This is a genomic window from Neobacillus sp. BF23-41 (genome assembly GCF_041106275.1).
In genome coordinates, this window is the sequence record NZ_JBGBPR010000020.1 from 13753 (window position 1) to 28871 (window position 15119).

General features: G+C 36.9%; 16 protein-coding genes. 12 read left to right on the forward strand and 4 right to left on the reverse strand.

Going from position 1 to position 15119, the window contains the following annotated elements:
- The first annotated feature begins 135 nt into the window (after positions 1-135).
- Positions 136-1866, forward strand: coding sequence for a ribosomal protection-like ABC-F family protein (gene abc-f, locus AB7942_RS22860; protein ID WP_369448635.1), 1731 nt, complete (start codon positions 136-138; stop codon positions 1864-1866).
- 85 nt (positions 1867-1951) lie between these two features.
- Here abc-f and AB7942_RS22865 read toward each other — a convergent pair whose 3' ends face one another.
- Entirely contained in the window at positions 1952-2989 is a 1038-nt protein-coding gene (locus AB7942_RS22865; RefSeq protein ID WP_369448636.1) for an NAD-dependent epimerase/dehydratase family protein, read from the reverse strand.
- A gap of 183 nt (positions 2990-3172) precedes the next feature.
- On the opposite strand from AB7942_RS22865, the gene mtnA reads away from it, so the two are divergent.
- The 8 genes from mtnA to AB7942_RS22905 all read left to right on the forward strand — a co-directional run bounded on the left by mtnA (position 3173) and on the right by AB7942_RS22905 (position 9046).
- On the forward strand, positions 3173-4222 hold the full coding sequence (gene mtnA / locus AB7942_RS22870; protein WP_369448637.1) for an S-methyl-5-thioribose-1-phosphate isomerase: 1050 nt from the start codon (positions 3173-3175) through the stop codon (positions 4220-4222).
- Positions 4223-4410: 188 nt separating this feature from the next.
- Positions 4411-4947, forward strand: coding sequence for a redoxin domain-containing protein (locus AB7942_RS22875; RefSeq protein ID WP_369448638.1), 537 nt, complete (start codon positions 4411-4413; stop codon positions 4945-4947).
- 143 nt (positions 4948-5090) lie between these two features.
- Positions 5091-5222, forward strand: coding sequence for an FbpB family small basic protein (locus AB7942_RS22880; RefSeq protein ID WP_088087694.1), 132 nt, complete (start codon positions 5091-5093; stop codon positions 5220-5222).
- 67 nt (positions 5223-5289) lie between these two features.
- Positions 5290-5433, forward strand: a complete 144-nt coding sequence (locus AB7942_RS22885) for an acid-soluble spore protein N (RefSeq protein WP_088087693.1) — start codon at positions 5290-5292, stop codon at positions 5431-5433.
- 127 nt (positions 5434-5560) lie between these two features.
- Entirely contained in the window at positions 5561-5794 is a 234-nt protein-coding gene (tlp, locus tag AB7942_RS22890) for a small acid-soluble spore protein Tlp (protein WP_373408494.1), read from the forward strand.
- 102 nt (positions 5795-5896) lie between these two features.
- Positions 5897-8221 (forward strand): AAA family ATPase, encoded by a 2325-nt coding sequence (locus AB7942_RS22895; RefSeq protein ID WP_369448639.1) that lies wholly within the window; start codon positions 5897-5899, stop codon positions 8219-8221.
- 27 nt (positions 8222-8248) lie between these two features.
- On the forward strand, positions 8249-8680 hold the full coding sequence (locus AB7942_RS22900) for an acyl-CoA thioesterase (RefSeq protein ID WP_369448640.1): 432 nt from the start codon (positions 8249-8251) through the stop codon (positions 8678-8680).
- Between the two features lie 48 nt (positions 8681-8728).
- Positions 8729-9046, forward strand: a complete 318-nt coding sequence (locus AB7942_RS22905) for a hypothetical protein (RefSeq protein WP_369448641.1) — start codon at positions 8729-8731, stop codon at positions 9044-9046.
- A gap of 47 nt (positions 9047-9093) precedes the next feature.
- Here the strand turns inward: AB7942_RS22905 and AB7942_RS22910 are convergent, their stop codons facing one another.
- From AB7942_RS22910 to plsY, 3 genes are all read right to left on the reverse strand, one after another.
- On the reverse strand, positions 9094-9885 hold the full coding sequence (locus tag AB7942_RS22910) for a CPBP family intramembrane glutamic endopeptidase (RefSeq protein WP_369448642.1): 792 nt from the start codon (positions 9883-9885) through the stop codon (positions 9094-9096).
- Between the two features lie 47 nt (positions 9886-9932).
- On the reverse strand, positions 9933-11084 hold the full coding sequence (locus AB7942_RS22915; protein WP_369448643.1) for a CapA family protein: 1152 nt from the start codon (positions 11082-11084) through the stop codon (positions 9933-9935).
- A 131-nt stretch (positions 11085-11215) separates the two neighbouring features.
- On the reverse strand, positions 11216-11815 hold the full coding sequence (plsY, locus tag AB7942_RS22920) for a glycerol-3-phosphate 1-O-acyltransferase PlsY (RefSeq protein WP_369448644.1): 600 nt from the start codon (positions 11813-11815) through the stop codon (positions 11216-11218).
- Positions 11816-12106: 291 nt separating this feature from the next.
- On the opposite strand from plsY, the gene AB7942_RS22925 reads away from it, so the two are divergent.
- The 3 genes from AB7942_RS22925 (at position 12107) to AB7942_RS22935 (ending at position 14882) form a co-directional block, all read left to right on the forward strand.
- Positions 12107-13417 carry a diguanylate cyclase domain-containing protein gene (locus AB7942_RS22925; protein WP_369448645.1) on the forward strand — a complete coding sequence of 437 codons (1311 nt, stop codon included), beginning with the start codon at positions 12107-12109 and terminating at the stop codon, positions 13415-13417.
- A 7-nt stretch (positions 13418-13424) separates the two neighbouring features.
- The gene (locus AB7942_RS22930; protein WP_369448698.1) at positions 13425-14357 is read left to right on the forward strand and encodes a sensor histidine kinase; all 933 of its coding nucleotides are present in this window, start codon (positions 13425-13427) and stop codon (positions 14355-14357) included.
- Positions 14358-14465: 108 nt separating this feature from the next.
- Entirely contained in the window at positions 14466-14882 is a 417-nt protein-coding gene (locus AB7942_RS22935; protein ID WP_088087682.1) for a CoA-binding protein, read from the forward strand.
- The last annotated feature ends 237 nt before the right edge of the window (positions 14883-15119 follow it).

The window sequence follows — 15119 nt, forward strand, 5'->3', positions numbered from 1 at the left end:
CTGTCCTTTTTTATGTCCTGATCGTATATACCAATAAAACCTTTAAAAGGTTTATTTGTTGTTCATTTTAACGGCAAATTGTGATCATTTCTAAGACATAATCTCTCTTCAGGTTCAATTGAAGGGAGTTTTTTTATGCATTCAAATCAAAAAACAGTCATTAAAGTAATCGGCTTAGAAAAAAGTTTTCATTTAAGAAAGGTATTCGAAAATATCCAATTCGATATAAAGAACGGGGAAAGGATTGGTCTTGTCGGGTACAATGGTACAGGAAAGACAACACTAGCCAATATTCTTTTTGGAAAAATAACACCCGATAAAGGGATCATCGAAAAATCAAGCGAGTTAACAATAGGCTATCTATCGCAGTTGATTGATTATGAGATAAGTGATTTTCATCAGTCATTATCAGGAAGCACAACGAAAGAATTATTCCAGCATGCTAGTGAATTAGGTCTTCAAAAGGTCTATGACTGGGAGGATGACCGATTAAATCATTTAAGCGGAGGGGAAAAATTAAAACTGGCACTCTCGACAGTTTGGGCATCAAAACCTGACTTCTTAATTTTGGATGAACCGACAAATCACTTGGATTTTAATGGGATTGAGTGGCTGGTAACCGAACTAGAAAAATTTCAAGGACCTGTCTTAATTATCTCTCATGACCGTCATTTTTTAGATAAAACAGTGCATCGTATTTTCGAAATTGAACATGGCAAACTCCACTTTTACAATGGTAACTATAGTGACTATCGTGTTGAAAAACAACATCGGGCGGAGAACCAGCGCCATCAATATAGCGCCCAGCAACGGCAAATAGAAATGGTTGAATCACAAATGGAACAATTAAAGTCATGGTCGGAAAAAGCCCATCGTGATTCAACCAAAAAGGGATCAGGACCCAGTAAAAGACAAAATGGTATTAAGGAATACCATCGGGCTAAGGCTAAAAAAACAGACAATCAAGTGAAATCAAAAATGAAACGTCTGCAAAATGAGCTTGCAAAAAATAAAATTGATAAGCCTTTAGATGAAGTCCAAGTGAGGTTCCAGTTTGACACTCAAGGGAAGAGAGGCAAACGGATTGTCGAGGCCAAACGTCTAAATAAATCGTACGAGGATCGAATACTCTTTCATAGCTCTAACTTCTACATTAATCATGGAGAGCGAATAGGACTATTAGGGGAAAATGGCTGCGGGAAAACGACATTAATTAAGATGATCCTAGATCAAGAGACGTATACAGATGGTAATCTATGGAAGAGCGACTCGATAAACGTTGCTTATTTAAGTCAGGATGTTGATGATTTACCTGACGATAATTCGGTGATGGAGGCTTTAGGTTTCACAGATAGGGAAGATGTGTTAAAAGCGCGGACCTTGCTCGCCAATTTAGGCTTAAAAGACGAGTTCTTTACTAAACCTATTAGGACATTGAGTTTGGGCGAACGAACAAGAGTAAAGCTAGTCGATATATTAATGAAAGAATACGATGTTCTTATCCTAGACGAACCGACGAATCATTTGGATTTGCCGAGCAGGGAGCAGCTGGAAAAGACATTAGCAGAATTTAAAGGGACGATCATAACGGTTTCCCATGATTATTATTTCTTAAATAAATTATGCAACCGGCTGCTAGTATTTGAAAACCAGCAAATTAAACGGGTAGAAATGACACCAGAGGAATATTTTAATAAAAAAGTAAAGAAAGAGGATAATCAAGAAGAAGCATTATTAATCATTGAAAATAAGATCGCAGTGATTTTGGGAGAAATATCATTAATCGATCAAAAAGATCCTAAATATCTTGTATTAGACCAAGAATTTAAAGAACTTCTTAAGCAAAAACGGGATTTAAGCAATTAACAACGGAAGAGAGCAGGGATATCTGCTCTCTCTTTTGTTGTTTTCCCTCGATAATTGATGGTTTATTTGCGAATCCACAAGTTAATTATTTTTCATCTAAGATGGTAAGCAGTTCTTTCTCTTTTTCCGCTCGCATCCCCGATTTCCACTCATATTCCGTCAAATGGCGAGTTTTCTCCCACTCATAAATATCAGCGATACTTTCCTCAAGCTTTCTAAAAGAAAGTCCACTCTGAATCGCTTTATCCACGTTGATGGAGAAAGCACCTTTCCAAGGCTCTTTAGTCTCAGGTGATAAAGGATAATTCTCTGGTACCCAGAGAGGCATCTCTGTCCAAGGGGCCACTTTTTGATCCAAAAGGAATTTCTCATCTGCCCAAACCACTTCTGCATTTGAATCAGTCACTTTGATACATGCGTCGATAAACTCTTTCATCGTTAGAGAATAATCAGGCCCTGTTGCATTAAAGGTTCCTGTGGAATCCTGCTCTTCCATATCGAGGATCCAATTCGAAAGGTCTTTATTGTCAATAACCTGCACACGTCGATGAGGGCTCCCGGGCACCATAACCTTGCCGCCTTTTGCTATTCTGTTAATCCAATAGGGAACACGGTCGGTATAATCATTCGGCCCAATTAATTGACCTGCCCGCACGTTTAACACTCGTCCAGGCAAATTTTTTTCAGCAATCTGCTCACATAACGCTTTAAAATGTCCATAATATTCATAAACTGGCTCGTCTGAATCCATTGAAAGTTTATTAGCTTCCTCAAGTGACATTTCTAAAACAGAGTAGCCTTCATCTAAATTTTCTGGAACCCAGTCTTGGTAAACGGATATACTCGAGATGAATGTATAATGTTTTACACGATCCTTCAATAAGTTGGTTGTATTTTGGACCGTATATGGAATAAATCCGCTTGTATCCAAAACAGCATCCCAGTGGCGGTTTTGAAGCGCTTTCAAATTACCAAACCGATTCCCAGTAAGGACTTCAACGTCTTTTATTCCTGGATTTTGAATTCCGCGATTAAAAATCGTCACTTCATGGTTTCGCCTCAAAGCCTCTTCCACAAATGTTCTCCCCAAAAAGCGACTTCCACCTAAAACAAGAATCTTCATAAGAATCCCCTCCAGTCTTGTTTTTATTTTAACAAATTTTCGCGCAATTTAGTTAATATTTAAGAATTCCATCTTACAAAAATGAAAGTATTGCATATGTCATGGATATTGTTAAAATTACATAGGTAGAAGTTGAAATTTAATACATAATAGAAGTTATTTAAGCAGAAGGGATGTTTCTCCATGGAAAACACATACTTACAATCCGTTTCTTATGAAAACGGAGTCCTTAAAATACTTGATCAAACCAAAATTCCAAATATAACAGAATTTCTTGAAACGACTAAAATTGAAGACGCCTGGGATGCAATAAAACAATTAAAAGTCCGCGGGGCCCCAGCGATTGGAATCGCGGCAGCCTATGGTTTAGTGCTTGGTATAAAAGATGCACCTGAAAATTCCTTTGAAGATTTTTATACTCATTTTAAAAAGCAATCCGATTATTTGGCCACTTCACGACCTACCGCAGTTAACCTATTTTGGGCACTAAAACGAATGAATGACAGAGCCATAAAAGAAAAAGAATTACCGATCCATCAAATCAAAGAAGCACTAGAAAATGAAGCACATACTATTCGCAATGAAGATGAAGAAGTTTGCCGTACGATCGGGGAGCATGCATTAAACCTTTTAAAGGATGGGATGGGAGTTCTCACACACTGCAATGCGGGAGGCATCGCAACAGCAAGATATGGAACAGCCCTTTCTCCGCTTTATTTAGCAAAAGAAAAGGGCTGGGATATAAAGGTGTTTGCGGATGAAACAAGACCGCTTTTACAAGGTGCTCGTTTGACAGCTTGGGAGCTTATGCAAGCTGGCATTGATGTCACCCTAATCACAGACAATATGGCAGCAATGGTCATGCAAAAAGGCTGGGTTGACGCTGTTATCGTCGGTTGTGATCGCGTAGCGGCAAATGGTGATGTCGCCAACAAGATTGGTACATACGGTGTGGCATTATTAGCAAAGGCCCATAATATTCCGTTTTACGTAGCGGCACCGCTCTCTACCATTGATTTAGAAACTAAGACAGGTGCTGATATCCCAATCGAGGAAAGAGATGCCTCCGAAATAACTGAAGGATTTGGAAAAAGGACAGCCCCTGAAGGTGTGAAAGTATTTAACCCAGCATTTGATGTCACTCCTAATGTCTTAGTTACAGCAATAATAACCGAAAAAGGTATATTAAAAGGAAATTATCAGGAAGAGCTTCACAGACTTTTTATATCCTAAAGAAAAGAAAGCAGTTAACCAAATCGTTGAAATTGTCACGAAAAATATTTTAGCTGAATTGAAAAAACATCTATAAAAACATGTATCTTTGTGAATTGTCACAGTTTCGGCATATCCATGTTTTGTTTCACCTAGGTTTATAGTGTAAAATCGAAGTAGCAGAGTATGAAGTAAAGGAGGATTCGGGGATGATTAAAAAAGTAATTGCTGCCGTAATATTAGTTACATTACTCACTGTAGCGATTGTTCAGGCAATGGATAAAAAAACAGAAACTCCCGAAACTACAAGTCAAACAACAGCTAGTCAAGAAGGACTCGCTATTGGAGCAAAGGCACCTGATTTTGAACTTAAAACATTAACAGGTGAGACCGTGAAACTCTCCAATTTAAAAGGAAAAAAAGTTATGCTTAACTTTTGGGCAACATGGTGTCCGCCTTGTAAAGCAGAAATGCCAGCTATGGAGCAATTTTCCAAGAAAATGGAAAAGGATATCGTTATTTTAGCGATTAACATTGATCCACAATTAGATGTCCAAGGATTTGTTGATGAAAATAAAATTACTTTTCCAATCCCTCTTGATGCCGATGATAAAGTAAATGAAACCTATCAAGTACTTTCCATTCCAACTACATATTTTATTGATAGTAAAGGGGTTATCCAGAATAAATATGTCGGTGGAATGAAACTTGAAGATATGAAAGATTTTACAAATAAACTAAAATAAACAAAAGACGTTGGATTACTCCAGCGTTTTTTTCTTTTATAATAAATATTTAAAAAACGATATAATTTTCAAAAAGTTGTAATAATTGCAACCGTTTCCGGGCATAATAACTGTTACAATAGGAAATAAGGACGGTGATACCGATGAGAAAACCTAGAAAACGCTCGTTTGCAGAGCTTGTATCTGAAAATAAATCACAACTTTTAAAAGATCGTGCTGCAATTGAAAAAATCGAACAACGCTTGGAAGAAAAACGTCTCGGTAAAGCAGAATAACTAAAAAAGATTACCAATTATGTTTTCCGGCCATATGGACAAAATGTACATAAGGAGGGATCAGCACATGGGTAATCCAAAAAAAGACCACAAACATTTTACTCCAAGCCATGTAGGTACCCAGCCACGAGGGTTCAGTGGGAATAAGGGTAAGAAAATGAATGATACATCAGGGCAGCATGCACAAGTAATTCAAACAAAAGGTGAATAGGAATGGATGATAAGACTCAATAGGCGAAAGCCTGTGAGTCTTTTTTGTCATTAAAAAATTTTTTTTAGTTTAATTTTTGAAGTCAGTAACAAACTATATCTGTACCAATTACACCATAGGAGGAATTATGATGGCCTATAATAACAAACCGAATCCAGATGATCGCAGCGATAACGTTGAAAAGCTTCAAGCAATGATTCAAAATACGGAAAATAATATCGAAGCAGCTGAAGAATCGTTAGCATTAACAGACAGTGAGACACAACGTCAGGAAATTGAAGCAAAGAATGAACGCCGACGTGAAAGCATCGACTCCTTCCGTTCAGAAATTAAGGATGAGGCGCATAATCAAGAAAGCTAAAAAAGTGGGAGACCTGTTCATTATGGACAGGTCTTTTTGTTTAGGTATGGAGCGACTAGTATGGTAAGATAGAAAGGAAATTTTGAAGAAGAAGTGATAACCTTGAGAATACTTGTAAATCAAAATACAATAAACGAAGACCTATTAAAGCAATGGGAAATTGAATTAAATGAAATTGGGTTTATTTCAAATGAAAGTGCATTAATTACCGCTCTTACTTCCGAAGCCAATCCTGTCATATTATCAAAGCTGTTGACACTTGCCGCTTTGTCACGGATTGGTCGAAATAAACAGGATAAAATGGCAGCGGTATGGCTTGAAAGAGCGCTTAAACTATTTCCTGATAATCAAGCCGCAAAAGAATATATGATGCAATCGGATTGGAAAAAGATGGAGGGGTTACTTTCGCAGCTTACCTTTCCTGCAATGAGAGAAACGGATAATCGAACAGCCAAAAAGAAAACAGCGGAACAATACATAGAAGTGTGTCAGAACTTTTTAAAGGATGCCGATGAGATTCACCAGGTTTTAGAAACGAAAAGAGAGCTTTCCTCAACATTAGAAAATAAGGATTTATTCCAAAAATATCAGCTTCTTTCCGGGTTGTTGTCATCCGCTATAGACGAAACAGGAAGTTTATTAAAGGCAGCTGAGGAGTACGACCAATCTATTACAGGTGTTTTCCATACTTCCACCTATTATGATGACTTGAAATTGCATTTATCTAATTTAGAAGAAATTAAAGTTACTTGGCAAAGGGAATTTATTGAAGAAGAAACTGAGAGTCTTCCTGATCGAATCAACGCCTTGGATCAACTGAATGAAATGATTGGAATGGAGTTTGTTAAAAATCGGATCAATGATTTTTACCGATTTTTAAAGTACCAAAAGCAGCGGAAGGAGCTCGGTTTTCAAATAAAGGACGAACTGAGCTTGAACATGATCTTAACCGGTAATCCGGGTACAGGAAAAACAACACTTGCCCGCTTACTTGCGAAAATTTATCACGAATTAGGTGTCTTGCCTCGTGAGGAAGTGATTGAGACGGATCGTTCGCAGCTTGTTGGTTCATTTGTCGGCCAAACAGAAGAAAATGTTCGAGCGGTTGTTGAACGCTCTATTGGCGGGGTGTTATTTATTGATGAGGCCTATAGTCTAAAACGTGAGGGGCAAACAGGCAACGATTATGGTCAAGCGGCTATTGATACACTGGTTTCGCTTATGACAGGAAATGAATATGGCGGGAAATTCGCGGTCATTATGGCAGGCTATCCTGAGGAAATGCGTTCCTTTCTAGAGGCTAATCCAGGTTTACGAAGCCGTTTTCCTCAGTCCAATCTCATTCATTTGCCAAATTATTCGAATGAAGAGTTAATAAGCATTGCAGAACATGTGGCATCAGATAATGATTACTTCGTTAGCGAAGAAGCCAAAATCGAAATCAATCATCGTCTCGATCGTGAACGGGTGGATGATTCCTTTGGAAATGCAAGAACAGTCCGCAATATTGTCTTAGATGCGATTTTTAAAAAGGGCTCTGACAAGGAAGTAAATGATGATAACATCTTAGATTATATGTTACTGAATAAAGAGGACTTTCTTTTAGACAAAGAGGAAAGTGTTGAGTCTCCTTATGAAAAATTGGACCGTCTAATCGGTTTAGAAGCCTTAAAGGTGGAGATGAGATCACTTATCTCATTTGTAAAAATGCAGCAGTACCGGATGAAAAAAGGCCTGCCGCCCGTACCTATTCAGCTTCATGCTGTTTTCACCGGAAATCCTGGTACAGGGAAAACAACCGTAGCTAAGATTTATGCGGAGCTTTTAAAGGAATGTGGCATTTTAAAACGAGGGCATCTTATCGTAGCAAGCAGGGCAGATTTTGTAGCCGGATATGTGGGTCAAACGGCAGGGAAAACAAAGAAAAAAATTAGGGAAGCGCTCGGTGGTGTCTTATTTATTGACGAAGCTTATTCCCTTTTCAGTTCGACAACAGGTGATTTTGGTAAAGAGGTCATAGATACACTTGTTGATGAAATGACCAAGCATAATGAAAACCTAGTCGTTGTCTTGGCAGGTTACCCACATGAAATGGACTTGCTCCTAGAAAGCAATCCTGGTCTTCGCTCCCGATTTAAAAAGTTCTTTTTATTTCCTGATTATTCACCAGAAGAACTGCTTGAAATCATGGCGGTCTATGCTAATAGTTTTCAATACCACCTAACAGGGGAAGCAAAAGTGCTGTTACTACAAAAGATGGAGGAAGAATCCTTCAAAGGGAATGGCCGTTTTGCAACAAACATGGTGGATGAAATGATTCAAGCACAGGCCTCAAGATTAATGGATGTTGCAGAAGATGAAGATCTTTTTGAAAAGTCCCTGCTGCTTGAAGTAGCTGATGTAATAAAGGCAATCAATAAAATGTAAAATATGATCACGAAAGGGTCGTGACCCGTGGAAAATTTATTTATTTCGACTAGAGAAATTCAGCTCTATTATGCTGATACAGATATGATGGGTGTTATTTACCATGCTAATTATCTAAAGTTTTTTGAACTTGGCAGAACCGGATTTATTGAGGATCTCGGCTATAGTTATCTTGCAATGGAGGAGTCAGGTTATTTTGCTCCTGTTTATGACGTTCAAGTAACCTACAGAAAACCGTTACGCTATGGTGATAAAGGGTTTGTAAAAACATGGGTAGAATTAAATGATGGCATCAAAACTGTTTATGGATATACGATTGTAAATGGCGATGATGAAATTTGTGCAGAAGGAAAAACAACCCATATTATTGTTAAAAAAGATAATTTTAGACCGACTTCATTCAAAAGGGCATTTCCTGAATGGTATTTAAAATATGAGGAAATTAAGAAAAAGGACTAAAATTCTTACTTTTATCAGCGTAATAATCTATACATAGAGGTGTCTTGATTGGCCTTTGGAATTAAAAAACAGCAAATAAGCGAATGGAAAAGAAAAATTGACAACGGAGAAATTGCGTTTTTAACCCATTATTGGCTTGATGATCGCTTTCCAGGTTCAAATACAGTCACTAAGGTGGGCTGCAATGACCTTTCAAAATTAGCAGTTTGGGGCCAAAAATATGGGTTAAGGAAAGAATGGATCCATCATCGGAAGGATGGTTATTCGCATTTCGATTTAATAGGTGAGCGACAAAGAGAAATTTTACAAAAAGAAGGTTTGTTTGAACATATATGGCAAAAAGAAATCCGTACACTTGAAGAGTAACCAATCAAGAGTGCGGATTTCTTTTTAGATTAGGAATTTCGGCAAATTTACACGGGAATCATACCACATCCGGATACTATTAATAAGATCGTGATCAAAGTATGAACAATGAAAGCTGGAATGATACTTTTAGATGTTAACGTAAATAATCCAAATATTAATCCTAGAAAAATATAAAGAATGGATATTAAGATTGAAAATCCAAACATGGTCGTATGTAAGCCAAAAGCAATGCTGGTGACGATCAAACCTAATCGTTGATTGGTTATCGTAATTAGTTTAGAAAGAAGTATTCCGCGCCACAAAACCTCTTCTAGCAATGCATTGATGATTGAAAACAATAAAATGAATAGCAAAGGATGCCATTGCACTTCATCCTTTTTTATCAAAAGTATCCCAATAATAGCTAGTATTGAAAGAAGGCAAAGGATAAGAAAAAACTTTCTTAACGAAAAAGCGATGTTAAAAGGGAGTTGAATTTCTCCTGATAGCATAGGTTTTTTTAAAAATGGAATAATATCTAGTTTAAATTTCTTAATAACATAGCTAATGATAATGATTGGAATTAATAATAACAATTGACTAGACAGGACAAGCGAATAAGCAGATAAACGAAAACTTTCTATGAAGTTATCCATATACACTAGCAATAGATTACCTAGAAAAAATGATATGACCATCCAGGCAAATAAGCGTTTCTCTTCCTTAAAAAAAGCAACTAATAATAATAAAGCAATCAGAAAAACAAAAAAAGGAGTGTAGTAACCTCTTACAAAAAAATAGGTCATGGTTAAAAATAACAGACTTAACAAGATACCTTGTCGATTAATACCTTCCATCCGCTTTGTTCCTCCCACCTTTCTTTTATGAGTAAAAAGGCCCCGCTTTACTGGAGCCATTGTTGCATATGCGTTTGAATTTCTTTAAATTTCGCATTAGCATTTCGAAGACCAAATGATCCTGCTTTCTCTAATGGAACCACACGGAAATTATGATTCTTTTTACTTGCTACATAGGTTGGATAAAAAGCCGGGTTAGACAATACAATCGTGTTTCCTTTTTCTGAGACATGTTTCGTAATATCAATGGTGGTTAAACCGCCTATATCTTTATAGTCACCATGTTGGGCGGAAATAAAATTCCCTAATGAATAAACGACGAATGTTTGTTTGCCTTTCGCTGATTTTATCCATTCCATTGGCTGCAGGACATGGGGGTGAGAGCCAAAGATGATGTCGACTCCTTCATTAGCAAGAAATTTTGCAAGGTCTTTTTGTTCTTTTGTCGGAATTCGCTTGTACTCATTACCCCAATGGATGCTCATGACAACTACATCAGATTGCTTTTTGGCGCGATGAATTTCTTCTTTCATCGATTCGCGGTTAATAAGGTTGACGAGAAAATCTTTTCCGTCTGGAACTGGGATTCCGTTCGTTCCGTAGGTATAGGAGAGAAATGCAAGCTTAATCCCATTTTTATTTAGTATCCTCAAATTTTGGCGGTCCTTTTCATCAATGAAGCTTCCCACACGTGGCAGGCCAATACTGTCTAAATAAGCGGCTTCCGACTTAATCCCTTTTTCGCCTTTATCTAACGTATGATTATTGGCTGTGGAAACTATATCGACCCCTGAATGGACGAGCGCATCTGCTAGCTCGTATGGGCTATTAAACCTCGGATAACCTGAAAGACCCAGTGCATTTCCCCCTAACATACTTTCTTGATTGGCAGTTAAAACATCTGGCTTTTCTAATAGAGGTTTTACATTTTCAAACATTGGGTCAAAATTATATCTCGCCCCATTAAAGGCATCTTTATAAACTTTGTCGTGAATCAGTATATCCCCAATGGCACCAAGTGTTATTTTTTCTGTCATCTCGCGATTGATCAATAGGGATGATCGAGGCTTATGCTCTTTTGAAGGATAAACTTTTTCGTCTTCATCTGAATGTTGACTTTGTTGAATTAAAAGGTAAGTAGCTAAACCGATACATGCAAAAATAATTAAAACTGAAGGTATAATAGCATTCCGTTTCATAATTACTCCTTATTAGGCGCTGGTTTTTTATGTAATCTCTTTTTTAGACTGTTAGTTATACTATATTATATTCTTGTATAATTTTAAAACTATTTAAAAAACAAAAAGGAACCAGTATCGGTTCCTTTTCATTATAACCATTTAATCTTTGGTTCCGTTTTATTAATAATTCTTTTAATATTGGCTCGGTGCCGATATATTACAAACGAAGCTAGCAGAAATACTACGATGAGCAAAGGGATGTCCCAATCACGAATAATACCAGTAACAATGGCAAACAAAACAGCTGTAATTCCTGCGATCATCGAGGATAAGGAAACATATTTTGATATGTATAAACTGATAAAAAAGATAACAAGGACCGTGATAAACATATAGGGTGCATAGAACAATACGACACCACCTGAAGTAGCAACGGCTTTTCCGCCACGAAAACCGGCAAAAATCGGATAGGTATGACCGATAACAGCCAATACTCCAGCCAGTAGTGGATTCACATCGAGATGAAAAAGATAGGGCAGGGATGCTGCTAATGTCCCTTTCAGTATATCAGCAAGTGTCACCGCCATTCCCGCCTTAACACCGAGTGTCCGAAACGTATTTGTTCCGCCTAAATTTCCGCTCCCATGCTGGCGAATATCTGTTTTATAAAATACTTTTCCGATAATTAAACCAGAGGGGATTGAACCTAGTAAATACGCAAGAACCAAAACTAAAATAATTTGAACCATTAACAAATTCTCCTTCAACAAAAAGATCCAGTCCTTCTATTTTACCATGTAATATAGAAAAAACACCACGCTTTTCCTTTTCTGTCCAAAGTAAGTACAAATAGAGTCAATTTTATTACGAAAAAATGGAGAATTTTCAAACCCTTGGTTAATCCATTGAAAGCAAAGTATAGAGACAATATAATTTAGATAAAATCATATAAAACATATAAAACCGGCCGACGATACAAGTGAATTGGTCGGTTTTCACATATCCAATCATCCTGAAATTATAAGAGAGGTGAAAAACCAATGGCAACAAATCTTCAGCAATACCTAAATGATCAATACCATGATGTTAAAGTGTTATATGTTGAAGAAGAAAAGTTTTCTAGGGAAAAACTAGTGCGAGTTCTAAAGCGTCGTTTTGCCAATGTTTATGCGGCAATTGACGATGTGGAAGGATTTCAGCTTTACCAGCTTTACCAACCGGATTTAATTATTTGTGATATTAAAATGAACCAAGAGAGCGGGTTAGAACTGATTAATAAGATACGAGCCTTGAACGAACAAGTCCAGGTGATTGCAATAAGTGCTTATGAAGAACATGATTTCTTTATCCAGTCCGATGCAAATAAAATTAATCATTTTATCTTCAAACCGATTGACTTAGGTCAGCTTTTGCACGCCATTCAAAAATCAGTCTACCAAATGCAACTAGAGAAAGAGCTTTCCAAACAAAAGAAGTTAACAAGAGCCATCTTAGATTTTCAGGATAACCTTATTTTTGTCCTTGAAAACGATGAAATCATTGAATTCAATCAGGCCTTTACCAACTTTACTGGAATTAGCAAGATTCAAACTCATCTACATAAAAGTAAATTACTTTCTAGTTATTTTGTTGAAGGTAGCAATTATTTTTATCCAAAAGACAAGAGCAGGTGGTATGAGGAAATTTTGGAAACTGGAAATAACCCTGTGAAGGTGCACTGGAAAGACACCCATGCAAGGGATAATATCTTTTTAATAAAGGTCGAGGCCATTCCAGGAACGAACCAGTATATATTTGTTTGTAAGGATATCACTGCTTTAGAGGATGAGAATAGAAAGAATCGGCAATTAGTCCTGATGGATTCCTTAACTAACAGTATAAACCGAATGGAAATTGATGATATCTTGGAAATGGAAATTAGACGTGCCGAACGATTAGGCCAGCCTTTTTCGATTATTTTGATGGATATTGATTTCTTTAATCATGTGAATGAACGCTTTGGGCAACAGGCTGGGGATACAGTCCTTCATACGATCTCTACCATTGTTCAGCAACGGATTAGAGAATCAGATATTTTTGCCCGTTGTGGTGGCGAAGAGTTTATCCTGCTCACTACTGCTACGGATAGTAATGGAGCACAGGAGTTAGCAGAATCTATCCGTTCCATTATCGAAGACTTTAAATTTAATAATATTGATAAGATAACATGCAGCTTTGGGATCGCCGAGTTTTCTAAAGGCAAAACGAAAAATAATTTAATTTCTGAGGCAAATCAAGCACTTACTCAGTCTAAAAATAAAGGACGAAACTGTGTAACACTATACAGCCAAGAATGTTTTGAGGGTGGTTAGAGTGATAATGTGGTATTTTATCCTATCCTTTGTTAGTGGAACCTTTATTTATGTCATTTTCCAATCTTTTTATAAGCGCCGTGAGTTGTTGAAAAAGCTAAAGGAAAGTGAAAAGAGCTATCAGGACTTAGCAAAAATATATGAATCTGTAGAGACAGTGAAACAAGATTTAGAACAAAGAATTCAGGAAGAAGTAGCAAAAAACCGTGAAAAGGATTATGTCTTAATCCAGCAATCAAGACTTGCTGCAATGGGGGAAATGATTGCAAGTATTGGGCATCAATGGCGTCAACCGTTAAATAGTTTATCACTATTAATCCAGGATGTAAGAGAAGCACGAGAGTTCGGAGAAATTGATGATCAATATATTGACCGTTTTACCCGAGAAGGCTTGCTCCAAATTAAGCATATGTCAAGGACGATTAATGATTTTCGCAAATTTTATAAACCGAACAAGAAAAAAGTCCCATTCTCCGTGGGGGATTCCATTGAAGATGCTCTTTCTATTTTTTCATCAAGTTTAATAAACCATGAAATACAGGTTGAATTTGAATACAGAGGTCGGTATATGGCATATGGATGTCCGAATGAATATAGCCAAGTTGTCCTTAATCTTTTCACAAATACTAGGGATGCATTTGTTCAAAACGCGATAAATAATCGAAAAATATACATCAAAATAGATGAAACGGATAAAGAAATATCGGCTGAATTTATCGATAATGCTGGTGGAATTGAACCCTCACTGCTTGAGAAAATCTTCGAACCTTATTTTACTACAAGACATCATGGCACCGGTTTAGGACTTTATATGGCCAATAAAATATTAGAGAACATGGACGGAAGTGTCTTAGCAGAAAATACTGGTGATGGAGCTCGATTCTGCCTTACCATTCCAAAGGTAGCAGCCGCGGTCAAACCGAAACTTTTATCCAGTTAAAGAATATTTTATGCAGCCTCTTCTACCAGGGGTTTTTTCTGTTAAGAACTTTTTATTATGTATTTTTTGAAAATATAGGTAAAATAAAGAGAAAAGGGAGTGAGACATATGAGCATTGAAAATCCAAGTCGTAATGAAATTGGGATAATTTTAAAAGAGGCAAAAAGAATCGCTGTTGTTGGTTTGAGTGATAATCCTGAACGAACATCCTATCAAGTTTCTGCTGCTATGCAAAAAGCGGGTTATGACATTATACCAGTGAATCCTACTGTCGATCAGGTTCTTGGTGTCAAGGCAGTTGCCTCTCTGAAAGATATTGAAGGACATGTAGACATTGTTAATGTTTTTCGTAGGTCAGAACAATTGTTCGATGTAGCCAAAGAATTTGATGAGATCGATGCCGATGTATATTGGGCGCAGCTTGGACTAGAAAATGATGAGGCATATGAGTTTTTAAAAAACAAGGGCTATACCGTTATTATGAACCGCTGCATCAAAGTCGAACATGCGTTAACAAAAGCATAATGTTTACCAAAAAACTGCTAATTATTAGCAGTTTTTTTCTTTCAAACCCCCAAAAAACGCTAGATAATATTATTACAAAAATATGTTGTTTCAAATTACGTATTTGCCAAATTAAAATAAATCGCTACAATATAGCATAGACGCCGCAAGATTTATGATAAAATAAGAAGCGGCAAACATTGGTTCTATTTTAAAATATAAAAAGATAATAAAAAGATGACTAATCAATTAGTTCAT